This window comes from Pacificoceanicola niger, assembly GCF_048553275.1.
GTDB lineage: Bacteria > Pseudomonadota > Alphaproteobacteria > Rhodobacterales > Rhodobacteraceae > Pacificoceanicola.
In genome coordinates this window covers 349,024-369,360 of sequence record NZ_JBLZMW010000002.1, presented here as the reverse complement: position 1 = coordinate 369,360, position 20,337 = coordinate 349,024, and the positions used below count along the sequence as shown (strand labels likewise).

General features: G+C 61.8%; 22 protein-coding genes. 14 read left to right on the top strand and 8 right to left on the bottom strand.

What is annotated here, in order from left to right:
* Positions 1-90 precede the first annotated feature (90 nt).
* The gene (locus ACN2XU_RS04400) at positions 91-885 is read right to left on the bottom strand and encodes a DUF2189 domain-containing protein (protein WP_419409185.1); all 795 of its coding nucleotides are present in this window, start codon (positions 883-885) and stop codon (positions 91-93) included.
* Positions 886-1,111: 226 nt separating this feature from the next.
* Between ACN2XU_RS04400 and ACN2XU_RS04395 the strand changes: the two genes are divergently transcribed.
* From ACN2XU_RS04395 to ACN2XU_RS04345, 11 genes are all read left to right on the top strand, one after another.
* Complete coding sequence (locus ACN2XU_RS04395) at positions 1,112-2,974, top strand: phosphatidylglycerol lysyltransferase domain-containing protein (protein WP_419409184.1); 1,863 nt, start codon at positions 1,112-1,114, stop codon at positions 2,972-2,974.
* Between the two features lie 137 nt (positions 2,975-3,111).
* Positions 3,112-3,987 (top strand): DMT family transporter, encoded by an 876-nt coding sequence (locus ACN2XU_RS04390; RefSeq protein ID WP_419409183.1) that lies wholly within the window; start codon positions 3,112-3,114, stop codon positions 3,985-3,987.
* A 139-nt stretch (positions 3,988-4,126) separates the two neighbouring features.
* The gene (locus ACN2XU_RS04385) at positions 4,127-5,365 is read left to right on the top strand and encodes an outer membrane protein transport protein (protein ID WP_419409182.1); all 1,239 of its coding nucleotides are present in this window, start codon (positions 4,127-4,129) and stop codon (positions 5,363-5,365) included.
* Positions 5,366-5,676: 311 nt separating this feature from the next.
* Positions 5,677-6,537: an ATPase gene (locus tag ACN2XU_RS04380; protein ID WP_419409181.1), complete on the top strand. Its 861-nt coding sequence runs from the start codon at positions 5,677-5,679 to the stop codon at positions 6,535-6,537.
* A gap of 143 nt (positions 6,538-6,680) precedes the next feature.
* Positions 6,681-7,130, top strand: coding sequence for a peptide deformylase (locus ACN2XU_RS04375; RefSeq protein WP_419409180.1), 450 nt, complete (start codon positions 6,681-6,683; stop codon positions 7,128-7,130).
* A 93-nt stretch (positions 7,131-7,223) separates the two neighbouring features.
* The gene (locus ACN2XU_RS04370; RefSeq protein ID WP_419409179.1) at positions 7,224-8,147 is read left to right on the top strand and encodes a homoserine O-succinyltransferase; all 924 of its coding nucleotides are present in this window, start codon (positions 7,224-7,226) and stop codon (positions 8,145-8,147) included.
* Between the two features lie 3 nt (positions 8,148-8,150).
* Entirely contained in the window at positions 8,151-9,095 is a 945-nt protein-coding gene (locus ACN2XU_RS04365) for an alpha/beta fold hydrolase (protein WP_419409178.1), read from the top strand.
* 58 nt (positions 9,096-9,153) lie between these two features.
* Positions 9,154-10,446, top strand: a complete 1,293-nt coding sequence (locus tag ACN2XU_RS04360) for a hypothetical protein (protein ID WP_419409177.1) — start codon at positions 9,154-9,156, stop codon at positions 10,444-10,446.
* 66 nt (positions 10,447-10,512) lie between these two features.
* Positions 10,513-11,385, top strand: a complete 873-nt coding sequence (gene ppk2 / locus ACN2XU_RS04355; RefSeq protein ID WP_419409176.1) for a polyphosphate kinase 2 — start codon at positions 10,513-10,515, stop codon at positions 11,383-11,385.
* A gap of 2 nt (positions 11,386-11,387) precedes the next feature.
* Positions 11,388-12,005: a TetR/AcrR family transcriptional regulator gene (locus tag ACN2XU_RS04350; protein ID WP_419409175.1), complete on the top strand. Its 618-nt coding sequence runs from the start codon at positions 11,388-11,390 to the stop codon at positions 12,003-12,005.
* A 2-nt stretch (positions 12,006-12,007) separates the two neighbouring features.
* Positions 12,008-12,847, top strand: a complete 840-nt coding sequence (locus ACN2XU_RS04345) for a hypothetical protein (protein ID WP_419409174.1) — start codon at positions 12,008-12,010, stop codon at positions 12,845-12,847.
* On the opposite strand, the gene ACN2XU_RS04340 is transcribed toward ACN2XU_RS04345, so the two are convergent.
* From ACN2XU_RS04340 to ACN2XU_RS04315, 6 genes are all read right to left on the bottom strand, one after another.
* Positions 12,834-13,877 carry a glycosyltransferase family 2 protein gene (locus tag ACN2XU_RS04340; RefSeq protein WP_419409173.1) on the bottom strand — a complete coding sequence of 348 codons (1,044 nt, stop codon included), beginning with the start codon at positions 13,875-13,877 and terminating at the stop codon, positions 12,834-12,836. The two genes, ACN2XU_RS04345 and ACN2XU_RS04340, sit on opposite strands and share 14 nt — an antisense overlap.
* Positions 13,878-13,991: 114 nt before the next feature.
* Entirely contained in the window at positions 13,992-14,483 is a 492-nt protein-coding gene (rpsI, locus tag ACN2XU_RS04335) for a 30S ribosomal protein S9 (protein ID WP_419409172.1), read from the bottom strand.
* A 2-nt stretch (positions 14,484-14,485) separates the two neighbouring features.
* Positions 14,486-14,944, bottom strand: a complete 459-nt coding sequence (rplM, locus tag ACN2XU_RS04330; protein ID WP_419409171.1) for a 50S ribosomal protein L13 — start codon at positions 14,942-14,944, stop codon at positions 14,486-14,488.
* 241 nt (positions 14,945-15,185) lie between these two features.
* Positions 15,186-16,094, bottom strand: coding sequence for a collagen-binding domain-containing protein (locus tag ACN2XU_RS04325; RefSeq protein ID WP_419409170.1), 909 nt, complete (start codon positions 16,092-16,094; stop codon positions 15,186-15,188).
* Positions 16,095-16,230: 136 nt separating this feature from the next.
* Positions 16,231-16,767: a GNAT family N-acetyltransferase gene (locus ACN2XU_RS04320; protein WP_419409169.1), complete on the bottom strand. Its 537-nt coding sequence runs from the start codon at positions 16,765-16,767 to the stop codon at positions 16,231-16,233.
* Between the two features lie 36 nt (positions 16,768-16,803).
* The gene (locus tag ACN2XU_RS04315) at positions 16,804-18,198 is read right to left on the bottom strand and encodes an aminotransferase-like domain-containing protein (RefSeq protein WP_419409168.1); all 1,395 of its coding nucleotides are present in this window, start codon (positions 18,196-18,198) and stop codon (positions 16,804-16,806) included.
* Positions 18,199-18,293: 95 nt separating this feature from the next.
* Here ACN2XU_RS04315 and ACN2XU_RS04310 point away from each other — a divergent pair, with 95 nt between their 5' ends.
* Together ACN2XU_RS04310 and speD are read left to right on the top strand one after the other, a co-directional pair.
* Entirely contained in the window at positions 18,294-18,521 is a 228-nt protein-coding gene (locus ACN2XU_RS04310) for a DUF1127 domain-containing protein (RefSeq protein WP_419409167.1), read from the top strand.
* A gap of 103 nt (positions 18,522-18,624) precedes the next feature.
* Positions 18,625-19,047 (top strand): adenosylmethionine decarboxylase, encoded by a 423-nt coding sequence (gene speD / locus ACN2XU_RS04305; RefSeq protein WP_419409166.1) that lies wholly within the window; start codon positions 18,625-18,627, stop codon positions 19,045-19,047.
* Here speD and ACN2XU_RS04300 read toward each other — a convergent pair.
* Positions 19,020-19,445 (bottom strand): PaaI family thioesterase, encoded by a 426-nt coding sequence (locus ACN2XU_RS04300; protein ID WP_419409165.1) that lies wholly within the window; start codon positions 19,443-19,445, stop codon positions 19,020-19,022. The two genes, speD and ACN2XU_RS04300, sit on opposite strands and share 28 nt — an antisense overlap.
* A gap of 54 nt (positions 19,446-19,499) precedes the next feature.
* Between ACN2XU_RS04300 and ACN2XU_RS04295 the strand changes: the two genes are divergently transcribed.
* Positions 19,500-20,282 (top strand): enoyl-CoA hydratase, encoded by a 783-nt coding sequence (locus ACN2XU_RS04295; protein ID WP_419409164.1) that lies wholly within the window; start codon positions 19,500-19,502, stop codon positions 20,280-20,282.
* Positions 20,283-20,337 lie beyond the last annotated feature (55 nt).

Sequence of the window (20,337 nt, the reverse complement as noted above, 5' to 3'; positions counted from 1 at the left end):
AAAAAAACCGCGAAGGGGACACTGTCCCCTTCTGCGCTCGGCTTTCCCCCCGAATGTAGCGCCGGACCGAAGACACGGCGGCTTTCGCGTTCAGGCCGAAGGCCTGCCGCGCTGCGGACCATAAGCCAGCATGTCATACAGGTGCCACGTGGCATGCCCCAGAAGCGGCAGCGAGATGAACAGCCCGAGGAACCCTGGCAACATCGAGACAAGCGTGAGCGCGGCGATGAAGATAGCCCAGGCCAGCATCGTCACCGGATGGCGGGCAACATATTGGAATGAAGTGATCATCGCCGTGACAAAGTCGATTTCTCGGTCAAGCAGCATCGGCAAAGACAGCACCGTAATCATATAAAGCAGGGTTGAAAACCCTGCCCCGACGAGTGTCCCCACAGCCAGCATGGCCAAACCGTTTGCGCTCAGGTAGACATCTAAGGAACTGGAAACATTCGTCATTGTCGACAACCCGAGGAAAAGCGCAAAAATCATATGGGCCAGGAAGAACCAGAACAGAAACATCACGATGATGATCGCGCTGATCGACGGGAGTTGACGTTTTGACTGGCGCAGAACGACGCTGAAGATTTGCATCCAGTCCAGCGGACGTCCCTGTTCGATCCGGCGTGAAATGTCGTAGAATCCCACGGCAGCGAAGGGACCGATCATCGGAAATCCGACCGCAGCAAAGACCAGCCAATAGCTCTGTCCCGTGACATAAGTGATCCAGGCCATAAACCAGCCACCAAGCACGTATACCCCGGCAAAGATCACGGCGAACCCCGGCGCCCTGCGCAGATCCCGGGCGGCGCGGCGCAACGCCTCGATCAGAAGCGGACCATCCACAGCCCCGAGATCCGGCACGCCTGGTTTGGGTGTGTCTGGCACGATCCGTCCTCCCGCGTCTCTCCCCGCCACTCACTAAACGGCATGTCCCTGGGGCATACAACATGCCTTTCACGCATATCTTTTCGCCAACTCCCCCCCTGAGACCCGCCTGTTTGTGCGGCGTTAACTGCGGTTGCCGGAACCTGATCTGCAAATGCATTCGTTAACCGGTGATCAGTACAATGCGGGTAACGTTTAAGATCCGTTTCGGTGGGAAGATGTGGTGTTGAATTTGATAACTGCCCAAAAGGCGGCGCTGCTCAAGCGTGCCGTGCCCCTGTCTCTTGGGGCCTTGTGCCTTTGGCTTCTTTGGCAAGAAAGCGGCGCGCTTGACTGGCGTGCTGTGCGCTTGGCCCTCCACGAAATCCCGCCTGCGCGTTGGGCGCTGGCCCTGCTTTTTACCATTGGCAGTTTCTGGTCGCTTGCCCAATACGATCTTATCGCGCATCGCCACTTCAGCACCGGAACACGCGAGTCCGTCGCCCGGCGGGCGGGGGCTTCCGCGATTGCGCTTGGACAGGTCATCGGCTTTGGGCCCGCCGTGGGCGCCGCTGTGCGCTGGCGTCTGATGCCGAATCTCGGGCACACGCGGATTTTGCAGCTGACCGCCTTCGTGACCCTGACGTTCCTTGCAGCCTGGGCAATTCTGGCGGTCGGCTTTGCCCTGCCACAGATCACCGGCCATGGCGCGCTCGCTTTCCTCATGCTGCCGTTGCTTGTCGTTTCGGCCGGAGTCCTGCTGCTCCGCGTCCCGAAGATACGGTTGATCGACCATGCGATCCGCATGCCAAGCCTGCCTGCCGCCGCCCATCTGCTTGCGCTCAGCCTATGCGACATGGTCTGCGCCGCGCTGGCGCTCTATGTGCTCTTGCCAGCGGAGCTCGGCCTGCCGATCCTGCCATTGATCAGCGCCTACATGCTGGCGCTTGGTGCAGGGCTGATCGGCGGAACGCCCGGCGGACTGGGCCCCTTCGAGCTTGCCCTGGCAACATTGATTACACATGTGGATGCGGAGCTTCTCGCCGCTTCGCTGCTGGCCTATCGACTGTGTTACTACGCGGTGCCCTGCCTTGCCGGCGCGGCCTATGCCATCGTGGCGCAGCCGGACCGAAGCACCCGGCGCGCAAACGCACCCGCGCCGCTCAGCGGTCTGCGCGCCGAACATGTCATTGCGACGCAGGCAGATGCCCTCGGCTTGCACACGTGCGACGCCGCCGCGTGCCTGCTGCGCACGCCGCATACGCTGACCCTGTTTCTTGGGGCGACCCACGGGTCTCTCGCGCCGTTGCTGCCTGAATTGCGCAGTCTCGCGCGCAAACAGAACCGCTTTGCCTGTCTTTACAAGATCGCGGGACGCGACGCCGCCGCGCTGCGCCGGGCCAAGTGGCACGTTGCACCCATCGCTTTCGAGGCGGTCATCGATCCGCGCGGCTACACACTCGAAGGCGCGCGCCACCGGCAGCTCCGCCGCTCGATCCGAAAGGCACAAAACGCCGGGGTCGAAGTCCGGCATCTGAGCAATCCCGACTGGCACAGCATGGCCAGGATCAACGCCGCCTGGGCCGCCGCGCATGGCGGCGAGAGGGGACTGACGATGGGCCGTTACTGCCGCCAGTTCCTGCAGGGCAAGCCGATCTTTGCCGCCTTTTCTGACGGGCGGATGCTGGCCTTCATAACCGCTGTCGAGACGTCCGATGCCATCAGTCTCGATCTCATGCGCCACCTGCCGGACCTGCCGTCCGGCACGATGCATGCGCTTGTGGCCGCGATGATCGAACACGCGCGGCTGACCAGTCGGCGCGAAGTCAGCCTTGCCGCCGTGCCGCATGCACGTCTGGCCCCTCTGGCCAAGGGCTCCGAAGGACTGGTTCGGTTCAAGACCAGCTTCGGGCCACGTTGGCGGCCGCTCTACGTTGCCGCGCCCAGCCGGATCGCCCTGCTCCTCGCCGGTCTGGACCTGTGGCGCTCCATTCGTTTCCCTGCGCCGCTCGCCGTGCCTGCCGCCGTCTCCGCCGATGTCGATTGGGACGAAGAAACCCGTGTGGACGAAATCGCGCTCTTCGACGAGCCCGTCCGCAAGACGGGCTAAAGACCGGCACCTGCGCGCCACCTCTCCTATTGTCGGCCGACCCCGCGCCCGCTCTTGCCAATCGGGTGCGGCTCTGGCACGTCCTGTATCAAACACGCGGCGCATGAAGCGTTTCGCCCGGAGGAGACAGCAAGATCATGCATCAGACGCTTCGCGCCTGTCTTTGGATGATCGGCACGATCATCTCCTTCACCTGCATGGCCATTGCCGGACGCGCAGTCAGCCTCGATCTCGATACCTTCGAGATCATGCTCTACCGCTCCGTCATCGGCATCGGCCTTGTTCTTCTGGTTTCAACCGTCGCCGGGACGCGCCATCAAATCGGTGTTCGGCAAATGCCGCTTCACGGCCTGCGCAACATTTCGCACTTTGCCGGGCAAAACCTCTGGTTCTATTCGATTACCGTGATCCCGCTGGCACAGGTTTTTGCGCTGGAATTCACGCTGCCGCTCTGGGTCATGCTGCTCAGCCCCATCGTTCTGGCAGAGCGGCTGACGTGGAACCGGGTGCTCGCGGCGCTCGGCGGGTTTATTGGCATTCTGGTCGTGGCCCGGCCCAGCCCCGAAACCTTCGACTTCGGGCTTGTGACTGCCGCCCTTGCGGCCATCGGTTTTGCTGGATCGGCGGTCTTTACGCGCCGCCTGACCCGTACGGAACCGATCACGCAAATCCTCTTCTGGTTGACGACCATGCAGGCGGTCTTCGGTCTCATTTTTGCGGGATTCGATGGCGACATCACCGTGCCGGCCGCCGCAAGCATACCATGGATCGTACTCATCGCCTGTGCCGGGTTGGTGGCGCACTTCTGCCTGACGACGGCGCTCTCCCTAGCCCCTGCGACCGTTGTGATGCCGATAGATTTCGCCCGGCTGCCGGTTATCGCCTTTGTCGGCATGCTGCTTTACCAGGAGTTGCTCGACCCTTGGGTGTTCCTTGGCGCCGCAGTGATTTTCGGGGCAAACTACCTGAACATCCTCTACGAGACCCGGCCGCGGCCTGTTACAAAAACGTGACGCAGCGTCCCGGCACGTCAGGCTGACGTTCCGTCAAAGATTGACCGGTCCCGGTCCCGGACCGTAGCGTACAACCCAGGAGGCGGCTATCACTCTGGCCGATCAACGAGACTTCCCAGACCGGGATGAGGGACCAAAAATGTACAAAATCACTCTGGGGGCCACCGCACTGGCCCTGATCGCGACAACAGCAACCTCTGGTGGCATCGAGCGTTCGTCGAACGATTACGGCTTTCTGTTCACGCCAGGATCGGTGTTCAACCTTGGCCATGCCATCGTAACGCCGTCGGTATCAGGCGAGTACACCGCCGCGCTTGGCGGCGGCAGCACCGGGAATATGTCGCGCAGCTACGGCACCTTCAGCTTCGCTGCCAAGCATGACCTGAGCGACAAGCTTGCGATCGGTTTGTACCACAATCAAGCCTACGGCGCGAATGCCGCCTACGCGCAAGGGGTCTACACGGGCCTCACCGCCGATTGGCAGAGCAAACAAACCTCGCTCATCCTCAAATATCAACTGGCGGATCGCGTATCGGTCTTTGGCGGGATGCGCTATGTGCTCAGCAAAGCGGATATCACCATCCCCGAGCTGCTGATCCGCAACGCGGTCGGGAACTATGCCACCGACCTCGCCGCGCAGGCCTCCGCCGCCGCGATGGCCGGGGATCTTGCGACCGCCGCCGAGCTCGGCGCCCGCGCCACCACGTTGGGCACTGCCGTGAGCCCGCTGGCCAACCCGCTCGGCGATCCCGGCCTGAATTACAGCGCCAACGGCGCACAGACCGGCGATTTCGGCTATACTCTTGGTGTGGCTTATGAAATTCCGGATATCGCCCTGCGCGTGGCCCTGACGTACGAAAGCGCCGTGACACATGCTTTCGATACGTTTGAAATGCTGCCGACGCTCGGCATCGGCGGCAACGGCACGACAGAAATCACCATGCCGCAGTCGCTGGCCCTCGACTTTCAGACCGGCATCGCCGCCGGCACCCTGCTCTTTGGCGGCGTGAAGTGGACGGAATGGTCGGCGTGGGAAGTGCGCACACCGGGTTACGAATCTGTCACCGGGGACGAAATCACCGGCTTTGCCAACGATGTGGTCACCTGGAAACTCGGCGTCGGCAAGCAGTTCAACGACAACTACTCCGCCTTCGCCCAGATCACCTACGAAGCGCCGGATGATGAGGTCGCCTCGCGGCTTGCACCGACGGACGGACGCACATCGCTGGGGCTCGGCGGGCAATTCACCGAAGGCCCGCACAAGCTGCGCGTCGGCATGGAATACGTGAAGCTCGGCGATGCAACCGACAGCACCGGCGTTCAGTTCAAGGACAACTCCGCCTGGGGCGTCGGCGTCTCCTACACCGCCTCTTTCTGAGCCGGGGCTATTTGATCGAACCGCGCGAGGGGCCCCCTTCGCGCGGTTTTTCTTTGCGCTGGAACCGGATCGCCTATGGCCCCGGCGGGCGGCAATCAGGCCCTGATGTCACAGACAACGCTTTCTCCGCGCGTCTGAGCGAACCTTCTTTTGCTCGGTTTCCTCTGAGTGTGCTCGTTGCTCGCGATCCGCACCGTTCTGGATACCATCGGCCTTGTCGCGCTTGATCTTCTCCTCCTGCCACGCAACAGGGTTTGACGCCGCGCGCCACCGCGCGTACTTCATCCCCGGACACTCCCGAGGACCCTGGCATGATCTACCAAACCGCAGCCGATTGGCAGACCGCCAAGAACAAACGCGCCTTGCTTTTTGCCATGTCAGGTCTTGGCAAGACCCACGTCTCCACGCTGCTTCGCGACAGCGGCGACTGGTTTCACTACTCCATCGATTACCGCATCGGCACACGGTACATGGGCGAATATATCGCCGACAATGCCAAGCGCGAGGCGATGAAGGTGCCGTTTCTACGCGACTTATTGATGTCGGATTCGATCTATATTGGCTCCAACATCACCTTCGACAATCTCACGCCCGTGTCCACCTATCTCGGCAAGCCCGGAGATCCGGCCAAGGGCGGCATGGCGATCGACGAATACCGCCGGCGCCAGTCCCAGTTCGAGCGCGCCGAACGTCAGGCGCTGCTGGACACGCCCTATTTCATCGACCGGGCGCAGAACCTTTACGGCTATCCGCATTTTGTCTGTGACACCGGCGGCAGCATCTGCGAATGGGTCGAACCCGCCGATCCGGCGGACCCGCTGCTGTCGGCGCTCTCGAACGTTGCGTTGATGGTCTGGATCCGCGGCAGCGAGGCGCACACCGACGAGCTGATCCGCCGCTTTGACAAGGCACCGAAACCCATGGCCTATCAGCCGCAATTCCTCGATCGGGCATGGCGAAGCTATCTCGACGAGACGGGCTGCCTTGAGGCAGAGGTGAACCCGGATGCCTTCATCCGCTGGACCTATGCCAAGGCGCTGGCGCATCGTCAGCCGCTTTATGAAGCGATGGCCGAGACCTGGGGCACCGTGGTCGACGCCGCCGATATCGCAACGGTTCGGGATCAGGCGGACTTCAATGCTGTCATCGCGGCGGCCTTGCCACACCGTTGAGACGCACCGGTCCGAGCAGAATTATCCCGGACCTATCCACAGGATTCGCGCCGGATTCGCCCACAGGATTCTGTGAAGACCGCGCCCGAATCTATTGAGAATCAACAAAAATCCTCCTAGCTCCATAGGCCCGGAGGACCGATATGACCGTTTTTCTCAACCCCCTCGCGCCCGCGCTCCTCTCCGAGACCTCGGAGATCGTGACCGAATTCGATGGCCAGATTGCCGAGCTTGCCGACACGTTGTTCGAGCTGATGCAGGCACACGGCGGCGTCGGGCTTGCGGCTTCGGCCATTGGCCGCAGCGAACCTCTGCTCGTCATCGACCTGCCCGATGCCTCCGGCGACCGCATCCCCATGGCCCTCGTCAATCCGCGCATCACCGCCGTCCATGATGGCACCACAGATCAGGCGGACCTCTTTTCCGGCTCCACCTCGCAGATGCGCTTTCGCCGGATCGACGTCACCTACGAAACGCTGGAAGGCGAGACTGTCACCCTTGTCGCCGATGGCCCGCTTGCCATTGGTCTGCAGGACCAGATTAGCCGAATGACAGGCAGCCAAGCCGCGACCGCCCCGCGCCGTCTTCACTGACGGTGCCACGCGGCGCGACCCTGCGCCGCCGCCCCGCTTGCCGTGCCGGACAGGATCGCCTACATCCCGGACACGCCAATCGCGGAGAGCCCCATGCCGATAAAACTGCCATCCGACCTGCCCGCCTATGACGTGCTTTCGCGCGAGGGTGTCATGGTCATGGCCGAAGAGCAGGCCGCGCGTCAGGACATCCGTCCGCTGCGGATTGGTTTGCTCAACCTGATGCCGAAAAAGATCCAGACCGAAAATCAATTTGCCCGGCTGATCGGCGCGACGCCGCTGCAGATCGAGCTGTCGTTGATCCGCATGAGCGAACATCAGACCCGCAACACCGCCGCCGAACATATGGAAACCTTCTATCGACCATTCACCGAAGTGGCGGAAACCGGAGAGAAATTCGACGGGCTGATCATCACCGGCGCGCCCATCGAGCACCTGCCCTTCGACGAGGTCACCTATTGGGACGAGCTCAAGCAGGTCTTTGACTGGACCCAGAGCCATGTGCATTCCACGTTCGGCGTTTGCTGGGGCGGCATGGCGATGATCAATTATTTCCATGGGGTGAAAAAGCACATCCTGCCGCAAAAGGCCTTTGGCTGCGTGCGCCATCAGAACCACGCGCCCGCTTCGCCCTACCTGCGCGGATTTTCCGACGACATGGTTATCCCAGTGTCACGCTGGACCGAACTGCGCCGCGCCGAAATCGAAGCCGCCGGCCTGCCGATCCTGATCGACAGCACCGACACCGGCCCCTGTCTGGTCGAGGATCCGGCGCACCGCGCGCTCTATATCTTCAACCACTTCGAATATGACTCAGATACGCTGAAGCAGGAGTATGATCGCGACGTCGCCGAAGGCACGCCGATCAACGTTCCCGCCAACTACTATCCCGACAACGATCCGTCCCGACCGCCGCAGAACCGCTGGCGCAGCCATGCACACCTGCTTTATGGCAATTGGATCAACGAGATATACCAGACGACACCCTTCGACCCTGCGGTCATCGGGCGGGGCTGAACCATGCTCAAGGCCATGTTTCTGGTGGCCGTCCTTCTGGCGGTCCTTGCGGCGGTGACGCTCTGGCGCGCGGCCCGGCACGAAGCCCAGGCCGCGCGGGACTATCCCCCGGTCGGCGATTTCGTCACCGTCGGCAACACCCGTTTGCACTACGTCCAGAAGGGCGCAGGCCCGGACCTGATCCTGATCCACGGCTCATCCGGCAACCTGCGCGACATGACCTTTGGTCTCTTGGACAGTTTGGCAACCGAGTACCGCGTAACCGCCTTTGACCGGCCTGGCCTTGGCTACACCGATGCCATCGACGACGCCACGATCACCCGCCAGGCCGATCTGCTGGCCGGGGCCGCCGCCAAGCTTTCGATCAACACCCCCATTGTCATGGGGCAGTCCTACGGCGGCGCAGTGGCGCTGGCCTGGGGGGTCAGCCGTCCGGACGACACCGCCGCCTTGGTGCTTGTCTCCGCGCCGATCTACCCGTGGTCCACGCCTCTCTCGACCTATTACAAGGTGCTCTCGAACCCCGTCCTTGCACCAGTGGCCATTCCGCTTATCACGGCATGGGTGCCGGACAGCACCGTGCAGCGCAATGTCGAGGAGGTCTTCGCCCCGCAGGACGAGCCTGAAGGCTATGCCGAACATTTTGGCGTTTCCCTGACGCTGCGCCGATCCTCGCTGCGCGAAAATGCTCTGCAGCGCGCCGCGCTCCTTGCCGAAATGACCGCGCTGTCTGAACAGTATGATGCGCTCGCCATGCCGATCGAAGTGCTGCACGGCACCGCCGATGACACCGTCGGGGCGTCCATCCACTCCCAGCCGTTCGCCGAAAGGCACGCCACCGCCGCGCTGACCCTGCTGGAGGGTATCGGCCACATGCCGCACCAGGTTCGCCCCGGAGCCGTCATCGAATCCATTCACCGCGCCGCTCGCCGCGCCGGATTGCGGTAAGGGTTGGTTCCTGTTCAACCATCCCCGAAAGTGTGACGCTGGTAAGCATCGGGGTGACATGGACTTACGGGAAAAACTGGCGGTTTTCGCACTGCTCATTGCCGGTATCGCGGTGTCGGTTACCCTTGGAAACTTTTTCGGGTGGGTGTGGTCCTTCCCCCTGTTTCTCCTGATCGCCTTTACTGTTGCCGCGACACTCGCCATTCACGACGACACCTACCGGCCAAAACTGCAGCGCCTGTTTGAACCGCACCGCGTTGGCCGCCTTTATCAAAGAGTGGTTATCCGCGTCGCGCGATGGCCGCGGGATTGGCGGATGTTCGACTGGGCGATGCGTCTGGCGGTGTTCTATCCAATCGGCATCCCGCTGCTGCTCTGGATCTGGCCCGGGTGGGCGGCAGAGCTTGGAGGGCGGGACATCCTGCCAAAGCCAGACCATTGGTGGCAGCAAGCTCTGCTCGCCCTCTTTGTTTTGGCAATCGGGTTTTCCATGGTACAATTGGCGTCAGCCAGAGCAAAAGGTTCCGTACGGAAGTTTTTGCTCTGGCTGGTTTTCCCATTCGCATTCGCAGTCGCATTCCCATTCCCAGTCGCATTCCCATTCGTAGGCGCATTCCCATTCGCAGTCGAACAATCGGTCGAGCGCGGATATAGAAAGCTTGCCTATCCGGTCTTCTCTGCGGCTCTGCTGACAAGCCTCTACGTCACAGCCGCTTTCACCCCATGGGCCGACACCGATCCGGATGTTGTCATCACTTTTTTGTTCCTTGGTTTGCTGCCGATCCTGAATGCCTGTTTCGACTACCTGTCTTACGTCCTCACATGGACTCTGCTGCGCCAAGGGGTCCTGCGCCCTCGGCTTGCGCTTTGGCTTGGTTTGCTTGACCTTCTTGCCGCCTGCAGCGTTTTCCTGCTTTCCGGCGCGGCCATGGTCCTCGCCATTGCAGGGCTGAATGCCGTTGCTGGTCAGACGCTGTATTCGCTGGTCGATCTGTTCCACGGCATCCGTAGCGCGCCGATGGATTACCTCTGGGTTTATCTGATGCTGTTCTCCACCATCCTGCCCACCGCGCTGCATGCTTTTGTCGCTACCTTCAGCTTTGGCGCTTGGCTCTGGCCAGCCCTTCGGCGGAAAATTCACCGCAATATTGACGATGACGGCTCAGTCCGGGCCACCTTCACGCCCATAGTGATCGGGCTTTATTGGACGGCCTGCGTTGTTGTTCCAAGCGCGATTGTCTGGGGTCTCTTATGGGGTGTCGCGCAGGTCTACGAACACCCTTTGGGTTGGTATTTGGTCTGGCTCGAACATGTGGGCTGTTGGATCGGTCCGGCCATCTGCCCGGCCTGAACACCCGGATTGCGTTAACCGCTTTAACATTCCATAATACTAATAAAATCAAGGATGAGGCCCGGTATGTCTAACTTGCCGTTCGACGGTGCCATCAGCACCTTTTTCAATCATGATGCTCCGCAGGAGGTGCGCGACGCGATCCTGCGCGCCGACAAGGATGACATCCTCTCGCACACCTATCCCTATTCCGAAGAACTCAAGCGCAAGGCCTATCAAAAGGATATGGATGCGCTGCAGATCGAACTGGTGAAAATGCAGGCTTGGGCGCGCGAGTCCGGCGCACGCATCGCCTGTGTTTTCGAAGGCCGCGACGCGGCGGGAAAAGGCGGCACGATCAAACGCTTCCGGGAAAACCTGAACCCGCGCGGCGCACGCGTTGTCGCGCTGGGGAAACCCTCGGACACCGAGGCGACTCAATGGTATTTCCAGCGCTACATCGACCATCTGCCCGCCGGGGGCGAGATCGTCTTTTTTGACCGGTCCTGGTATAACCGGGGCGTTGTCGAGCCAGTTTTCGGCTTTTGCACCGACAGCCAGCGGGAGCATTTCTTTCACCAGACACCAGAATTCGAACGGATGCTGGTAGACGAAGGCATCCATCTTTTCAAATTCTGGCTCAACGTCGGCCGCGCCGAACAATTGCGCCGCTTCATGAAACGCGAGGAAGATCCGCTCAAGCAGTGGAAGCTGAGCCGGATCGACGTCGATGGCCTTAGCCGTTGGGACGCCTATTCCGCGGCCATCAAGGAAACCTTTGCCCGCACCCACACCGAGGCCGCGCCCTGGACCATCATCCGCTCCGATGACAAGAAACGCGCCCGCCTCGAAGCGATCCGCCATGTGCTGACGCATCTCGAATACGACCGCAAAAATCCCAAGGCGATCGGGACACCGGACCCCAAGCTCTGTGGTGGTCCGGATCTTTGGGACGCCTGAACATGCCAAAGCGCGGCTATCACCACGGCAATCTGGCACAGGCCCTCGTCGAAGCGGCGCTGAGCCTGATCGAAGCCAAGGGGCCGACCGGCTTTACCCTGTCGGAGGCCGCCAAGCAGGCGGGCGTCACCCCGGCGGCGGTCTATCGCCACTTCGACGGGCGCGAGGACCTGATCGCAGAGGCCGCGCGGCAGGGCTACGAGATTTTCGCCGACGTGATGCAATACGCCTATGACAGCGGGCAGCCGTCGGACCTCGCGGCATTCGAGGCCACAGGGCGGGCCTATCTTGCCTTTGCCCGCCGCTATCCCGGCCATTACATCGCCATGTTCGAGAGCGGCATTTCGGTAAACCACTCGCCGGAGTTGGCCGCTATTTCCGCCAAGGCGCGCGGCGTCTTGGAAAAAGCCGCGACCAAACTCTCGCAGCACATCCCCCCGGAAAAGCGCCCGCCCCCGGCCATGTTCTCTGCCCATATCTGGGCACTGTCGCACGGCGTTGTCGAGCTCTTCGCGCGGAACTCTCCCGGCACGCAATCCCCCTTCCCGCCCGAGGACCTGCTGGAGACCGGCATTGGCGTCTACCTGCGCGGGCTTGGCCTGTTGCCGGAGGACAAGTGACGATGGACAAGGTGTTTTTCCTCGGCCTTGGCGGGCAGAAATGCGGCTCTTCGTGGATACAAGCCTACCTGAACGGTCAAAAAGGGTCGGATTTCGGGCGATTGGGGGAATATCAGGTCTGGGAGCATCATCTCGGCGGCCCGTTTGCCCGCTACCGCGTCGCAGCCCCTTCATTCGCTGAAAAGCTCCGCGCCCGGACCAAGATGGCGCTCAAGGCCCCGGAGCCCGCTCTCCATCTGCGCTGGCGACTGCAGTCGGACCCGCAGGCCTATCTCGATTATTTCACCGGGATTTTGGATCGTGATGCGATCACGCGCACCGGGGACATTACTCCGTCTTATGCGGCACTCGCGCCCGAGACACTTGCCCAAATCCGGCAAGGCTTTGAAAAGCGCGGTATCGCGGTCAAGGTCATCTTTTCAATGCGCGATCCTGTGGAGCGCCTGCGCTCGCAATTGAACATGGACAGGGCCAAGGGCTATACCGACCTGCCGCTCGAAGACTTCTACCACAGCCCCGAAGCCGAAGCGCGTAGCCGCTACGATCTGACGCTCAAAGCCATGGACGCCGCGTTCGATCGCCGCGATCAACACGTCTGCCTGTTCGAAGACCTCTTCACCCCGGCGGGCATCACGGCCTTGTCCGATTTCGCCAAGGTTCCGGCCGATCCTGAGGCGGGCGGCAAACAGGTCAACGCCCGCGCCGGGGCCAGCGCGGTGGATGAAGCGCTATCAAAGCAAATCGCCCGTCACTATGCCCCGGCTTATCGCGCCGCGTCGGATCGCTGCCCCGCGGTATCAACCCTGTGGCAATACGCGGACATAGCCCTCACCAGCGCATGAGCCCCACATCCATCAGCCGCTGAGGGCCGTCAAAGCGACGGGATGTTTCGTCCAGAAAACCATCCGGTACGCCAGCCATCTTGTCCAGAAGTTCGGCATAATAGCGATACTTCGAGGCGCCATTGGCATGGGCGCCCCATTGCCGCGCCCGCGCGATCTTGTCCGCGAACTGCGCCGTGAACACGAAATGGGCCACGGTCAGGACCACATCCCCGGACGGGGGCAGATTACCATAATGCGACCCGGTCAACCGGCTCCGGGCATCGCGCAGCACAAGCGGCGTCTTGTGGCGCGGAGATTTCTGAAACGACTGCGCTTTCCTGGACTTGGACGGCATCCAGATCCGGTGCCACCCCCGCCGCTCGACGCGCGGCTCTACACCGTAGCGTGCAAACAGCCGCGCGGTCTTGGCCTTGCCGATGATCTCCGGTTGCGATCCCGGCACCGGCCGAACCAGTTGCTCGGGCTGATAAAACGGATAGGCTGCAATCAACGCATCGAAACTCTGCGGCAACGCCCCGTCCAGCCCATCGGCAGACGCCGGGAAAAACTCCACCACGGAGGCCACTGCCGAGGGCGCCCCCTCCCTCCGCAACCGCGCCACCACCTCACCAATCGAGGCAACCCCGGGCGGCAGGATCAGGAACTCATCCGCATCAAGATAGCCGACATAAGCGCCATCGAAAAACAGATGCGGCAGCGCGATCTTCATATAGGTCCCGACGCGCTCATCGCGTGCCTGACCGTCCGGATCGACATATCGGATCACGTCGCCAAAGCTCAGGTCTGAGCGCATGACAATAACGTCAGGCTGCGCGGACAAATACTCGAACGAGCCATCGTCGCTGGCATCATCCCAGATCAGGAACTGATCGAACCCAAGGCCGCGATGATGCTCCAGCCACGCCGGCAAAAAGCCGATCTCGTTCTTCATCGTGGAAAACAGCGTCAGCTTGCCGGGGTCCGCGACCCCATGCACCACACGTGCCAGTTTCGTCGCGTCTTCGATCCTGTAGCTCTGCCCGGCCATGCCCCTGCTCCCTTTTCCTGCCTTACTTGCCAAAGAAATCCGGCAAAGCCCAGACAAAGAAAAAGGACCCGCACCAGGCGGGTCCTTTGAATTGTCGGCGAATTCCGGAAGGAATTAACGCTTGGAAAACTGGAAGCTCCGGCGCGCCTTGCGCTTACCGAACTTCTTACGCTCGACCACGCGGCTGTCGCGGGTCAGGAAGCCAGCGGCTTTCAGAGCGCCACGCAGCGAGGGATCATAAAGCTGCAGCGCCTTGGAGACACCGTGCTTGACCGCGCCGGCCTGACCAGAGAGGCCGCCGCCCTTGACGGTCGCAAAGACGTCGAACTGGTCTTCGACACCGGCAATGGTGAACGGCTGGCGCAGGATCATCTGCAACACCGGACGGGCGAAGTAGACTTTCATTTCCTTGCCGTTCACGGTGACCTTGCCGGAGCCCGGCTTGATCCACACGCGGGCAACGGCGTCTTTACGCTTGCCGGTGGCATAGGACCGACCCAGCTCGTCACGGACGGGCTCGCGGGGTTCTTCGAGAGTGACGGGGGCAGCGGCTTCGACGCCAGCGGCCTGGCCCAGCTCTTCCAGGGAATTGATCTGATCAGCCATCATTACACCCGCGTGTTTTTCTTGTTCATCGACTTGACGTCCAGCACTTCCGGCGCCTGCGCCTCGTGCGGATGGTCGGTGCCGGCATAGACGCGCAGGTTGGTCATGATCTGACGCGACAGGCGGTTGCCCGGCAGCATGCGCTTGACCGCCTGCGTCACGACGCGCTCGGGGTGTGCACCCTCAAGGATCTGCGCCTTCGTGCGGGACTTGATGCCGCCCGGGTGGCCGGTGTGCCAGTAGAAGTTTTCTTCACGCTTCTTGCCAGTCATCTGCACCTTGTCGGCGTTGATGATGATGACATTGTCCCCGCAATCCATGTGGGGGGTGAAGGACGGCTTGTGCTTGCCGCGCAGGCGCATGGCAACGATCGATGCGAGACGGCCCAGAACGACGCCCTCGGCGTCGATCACGATCCATTTCTTCTCGATGTCTGCCGGAGTAGCAGAGAAGGTTTTCATGGGTTACTTCCAGTTTACATTGGGAAGGGCCGCGCAATCCGCACGGCCCCGAAATCCGATGGGCGGGTTATAACGATGCTGAACCGCCAGTCAAGCGGCGAAACCTTTAATTTTCCCATTAAAAACAGATGCTTGCAATAAAGGTATCATTTTACCCCAAAAATTCACCTCAATCCATCTGCCGCAACGAAAAAGGGGCGGGTTTCCCCCGCCCTGTGCAGCCTGCCCGGCGTCTGACCGGTCAGGCGCGGGTCTTGCGGCGCATCACCAGCGCGCCAATCGCCCCAATGAGCAGCAGCCCGGAGGCAGGCAACGGCACCGGCGCGTAGTTCTCGATGACCGGGATCGTTCCCGACCAAGCGGTCTGGTGCAGCTCGCCATTGGTCAGGTTCACCGCCGCGGCAATCACGGACCCTTCGGTGGAGCCATTGAACCCGGACATCGTGGCCAGCGGTGCGAGGATATGCCCCTCGATCACCGAATTCACGCTGATCGACGTGGCCTCATAAAAGTTCCACAACACGTTCGGCGCATCGTCCGTGGCCCCGCCAAGCGGGTTCATACCGAAACTTCCGATGGTGCCGGAGACGTTCACGATCACCGTGCCGCCATGGCTGTAATCGAAAGAGTAACCGCCGCTTGCGAGGTCCGCGAGCGTCGCGTTGACCACGCTGGCGCCACCGAATTTCTTGTTGTTCATATCCGACAGGTTCGTGCCCGTGGTGTTGTCATAGGCCGCCAGCGCCTGCGATTCCGCGAGAAACGCGGCAAAATCGAACTCCGGCAGGCCGCTCGCACCGGTGACAGCGGCACCATTGTTCACGGTCGCGTTGACAAGTGCGCCGGAGATCTGCGCCGTATCGCCGGTCTGCAGGTTGATCGTGCTGTTGACCACGTCTCCGTTTACGCTCAACTCTGCGTATCCTGCGCCGTCCGCCGGTGCGGCAAAGCCGAATTGCCCAGTGACCCCGGACAGGGTGCTGCCGACATATGTCCGGCCCTCGACTTCCTGATTGCCGCTGTAGGCCTGTGTCACGAGGTTGAAGGTGCCGAGGGACTCCTGCACGCTCAGCGTCGCGGCCTGCGCGCCACCGGAGCCGAGGGCCAGTGCCAGAAGCGCGCCCGCGGTGGTCTTCTTGACGGTATCCATTTCACTCATCCATACGGTAAACTCGGATCTAAGTAACATATTCGTGGCGCGCTGCGTAGCGGGACTTCGCGTCAATAATTCCCTCCCGGTGCAGACGCCCTGTGCGCATGCAAACAAGGGCAGCTTGCCCAGAACGTCATCGCTCTTCGACCCTGGCCCGCCAGTCCGCCCACCTGATCCGCCAAGATTGCCGGAGCGCGGATTTGCCTGCCATGAGCAGCGGCCCGGTACCCGCATGCTCGGCCCCGATCCGCGCGGTCGCTTTCTGCGAGCGAATGTTGACCGGGTCAATGTGCAGCCAGACCTCGGAAACCTGCACAAAGGCATGCTCCAGCATGAGCCGCTTCATCTGTCCATTGGCAGCGCCGCCCCAATGCGCGCGAACAAGGAAGGTGTAGCCAATCGCCACCTCCCCGGGCGCGTCCGGCGGATCATAATAGCGCGAGCATCCGATCACCTGCCCCGCCTTGTCCCGCGCGACAAGCGTGCCGCCAAGACTGAGCAGCGTGGAGAAGTAGGGCGCGAAGACCTGCGGTTTGTACCGCTCTATTGCGGGGTGCCCGGCCCATATCAGCGGATCGGACGCCGCCTCGGTCAACGCCTGCTCATCCGATGGGAGAAGAGGAGACAGGTCTAAAATCGTGCCTGAAAGCCGCTCAGGAAGCTCTATCATGCCCAATACTCCCATTTTCGTTCTGATTGTGACATGTCAAACGGCGATCCGCTCCGGCGGGTTGTCCAAAAGCGCCCGCAGCCGCCCCATGGCGGCCTCGAAACTGCCAAGCGAGACATGCGCATTGATGGCAAGCCGCACCGCATGCGGCGCACTGCCGTTGCGCAGGGCGAACTCATCGGCGTTGCGCAGCTGGACGCCCTCAGCCTCAGCCGCTTGCACAAAGGTGCTCGCCCGCCACCCCTCCGGCAGCGTCAACCACAGGTACGGCACATCCTCATGCCACCGCAGATCATAGCCGCCGAGGGCATTCACCGCCGAGCGCACATAGCGGCCAAACATCGCGCGCACGTTGTCCATGAGTTCATAGGTCTCATCACGGGTCAGGATATCTTCCGTGACCTGCGCCAATGGGCAGGCGAGCCCGAAAAATCCATGCTCTGCGGTACGCCGCAACGTTGCCCGGTGTGGCTCTGGCGCAACCGCGAACCCCACCCGCAATGATGGCGTGAGACATTTGGAAAAGGACGAGATGTGCCATCCCTGTTCCGGCAGGTACGACCGATACGACGGCGCGATGGCCCGGCCCAGCCGATAACAATCGTCCTCCAGGACGTGAAAGCCGGTCCGCCGTGCCACGGCTGCGACTTCCTCCCGCCGCCAGGCCGGGGTGCAAAGCCCCGTCGGATTGTGCACTTCGGGACTGGTACAAAGCAGTTGCGCATCATGCTTGCGGGCGATCTTTTCCAGAGCGCTCGGTACAATTCCGTGTTCGTCCATCGGGACAGAGACGACCGCGGCGCGCATCAGCTCCGCTGCACGGCGAAATCCCGGATAGCTCAGCTCTTCGACCATCACCACCGGTCGCGCGCCTTTCAGAACCGCCTGCATGACCATTGAAATCGCCGACTGCCCGCCGTGACTCAACACGATATCCTGTTCGTCGACACGGCCCAGTACAGACCCATCAAGCCAGCGCAGCACCGCCCGGCGCGCCGGGGCAAACGCTTTGGACGTCGGATAGTTCAACAAGTCTGCCGCCGGACGATCCGACAGACGGGCAAAGGCATCCCGGATCAAGGTCACCTGCCCCACATCCGGGAGCTTCGGCGAAAAAAGACTCACCTGATCAGTATCTTCCGCAGTATGAGACCTGTTCCACTTGATGCTTGCCACCGGAGCCAGCGGACCGGCCACGAAGGTGCCGCGCCCGACCTCGGCGAGCAACACCCCTTCATCGGTCAGGATCGAATAGGCCCGCGCCACGGTTCCCGGCGTAATACCCAGCTTCCATGCCAGTTCTCGCACAGGCGGCAGCTTATCGCCTTCGCTGAGCTCTGCCGCAGCAATGGCGTCCCGGATCGCCAGTGTCACAGCCCGGTACTTCGGCCCGCCACCAGTCAGATCGCAGCGTGTCAAAATTGTATCCATAACAATGTTTCCCTCGACCCGACAAAGCCTCCAGTGTATCAAGATATGTACCGAATGACGGCTATTTGTGTCAATACAATTAATAGGAGCCCACCATGACACAGACTGCAACACGCGACGCATTGTCCTTCCTCGACACGGCACACCCGCTCCCGCCGGTGGCGTCGATCGCTCTTCGCCTTGCAGTCGTAACCGCGAAATGGGCGCAGCGCAGCCGAACCCGAAAGGCCCTCGCCCAACTCGACCCCCATCAGCTGCGTGACGTCGGCCTCGACCGCCGGACCGCCCACCGTGAAGCAACCCGGATGTTCTGGCAGGGCTGACCCTGTTCCTGTCAGACAAACTGAAGGCGCGGGCTCCCCGCGCCTTTTTTTCGCGGTCAGCCGTGATAGGATGCCAGCAATCACAACCACCCGGACCTGACGCGTGAAAGACACCGCCCCCGTGCCCCGCCCCGATCACTTTGCCTGCGAAGATGGCGTGGCCTATGCAGGCAAGCATCTGATCGTGGACGTCGTCGGCGGACTCGGCCTCGATGACGAGCCGCTTGTCCAGGCAGCCCTGCGCGATGCGGCCCTGGCCTGCGGCGCGACCATTCTGCACCTGCACACGCACAGGTTTTCCCCGCAAGGGATCACCGGGGTCGCGGTGCTCGCCGAAAGCCACATCACCGTACACACGTGGCCCGAAATCGCCTACGGCGCCTTTGATATCTTCCTTTGCGGCCATGCCGAACCGCACCGCGCCCTGCCCGTCCTCGCCCGGATTTTCAGAACCGAGGACATCCGGGTGCGCACGCTGCGACGGGGCGAGAACGTGGTTCAGCCTTTGGCTGGCGGGATCGAATAAGTCAGGCTGGCGTGCGCCACCGGCTTGTCACTGCCCTCGCTGTAGAGCAGCACATCGGTGACCGACAACGCCCGCCCCAGCTTCAGCACCCTCGCTTCGGCCAACACGTCCTTGCCCGCCTCCGGTTTGCGCATGAAATCGATCGAACAATGCGTGGTTACCGCCAAAGCCTGTTTGCCGACAAAGGCCATCGTCGCCACATAGGCCGCCACATCGGCGAGCGAAAACATCGCCGGGCCAGACACCGTGCCCCCGGGCCGCAGGTGCCGCTCATCGGCGTGCAGTCGCATCACCAGCACAGACTCGTCCAACCGGTCGATCCCGAACATGCCTTTGACTTGGGGAAAAACCTCTCCCAGGAATGCTTCCATCTCTTCTTTGCCGACTTTCAAGTCCACCGCTTGTCCTCCCGCTTTTTTCACAGCTAAGCTGGTGGAAACGGGGAGGACAAGATGGAACTTCTGGAACGCCACGACACCGACGGCATCGCGCACCTGCGGATGAACGCACCCGAAAAGCTCAATGCCCTCTCGGATGAGATGCTTGCGGCGTTTCAGATGCAGATCGACGCGCTTCGCGAGGACCGCGGGACCCGCGTCGTCATCATCTCCGGCGCCGGCAAGGCCTTTTGCGCCGGGCACGACCTGAAGCAGATGCAAGCCGGTCGGCAGGCCGAGGACAAGGGCGCCGCCTATTTCAAGGATCTGTTCACCCGTTGCGCTTCGGTGATGAGCGGCCTGACCCGCTTGCCTCAGCCTGTGATTGCACAGGTCCATGGGATAGCGACCGCCGCCGGATGCCAGATGGTCGCCTCCTGCGACATGGCCGTCGCGGCGGAGGGTACGCGCTTTGGCGTCAACGGCGTCAACATCGGGCTCTTCTGCTCCACGCCCATGGTCGCGCTGTCGCGAAATATCCCGCGCAAGAAGGCGTTCGAGATGCTGACCACTGGGCAATTCATTGATGCGGCAAAAGCGGAGCAGCTGGGCCTGGTCAATTCTGTCGTTGCGCCGGAAGACCTTGAGCATGCAACACGCACCTTGGCCGAGACTGTCGCAGGCAAGCTCACCGCTGCGGTCAAAATCGGCAAAGGCGCGTTCTACGACCAAATCGGAATGGACCTCGACGCAGCCTATGCCTTCACCGGCGATGTCATGGTCGAAAACATGCTCTGGCGCGACACCGACGAGGGGATTAGAGCCTTCCTCGAAAAGCGCAAGCCGGACTGGAGCTGACAGGTCCTCAAGGCACGCAGCCGCTTGCTCTGGCCCCTCTTGGCAGGACCCCTGA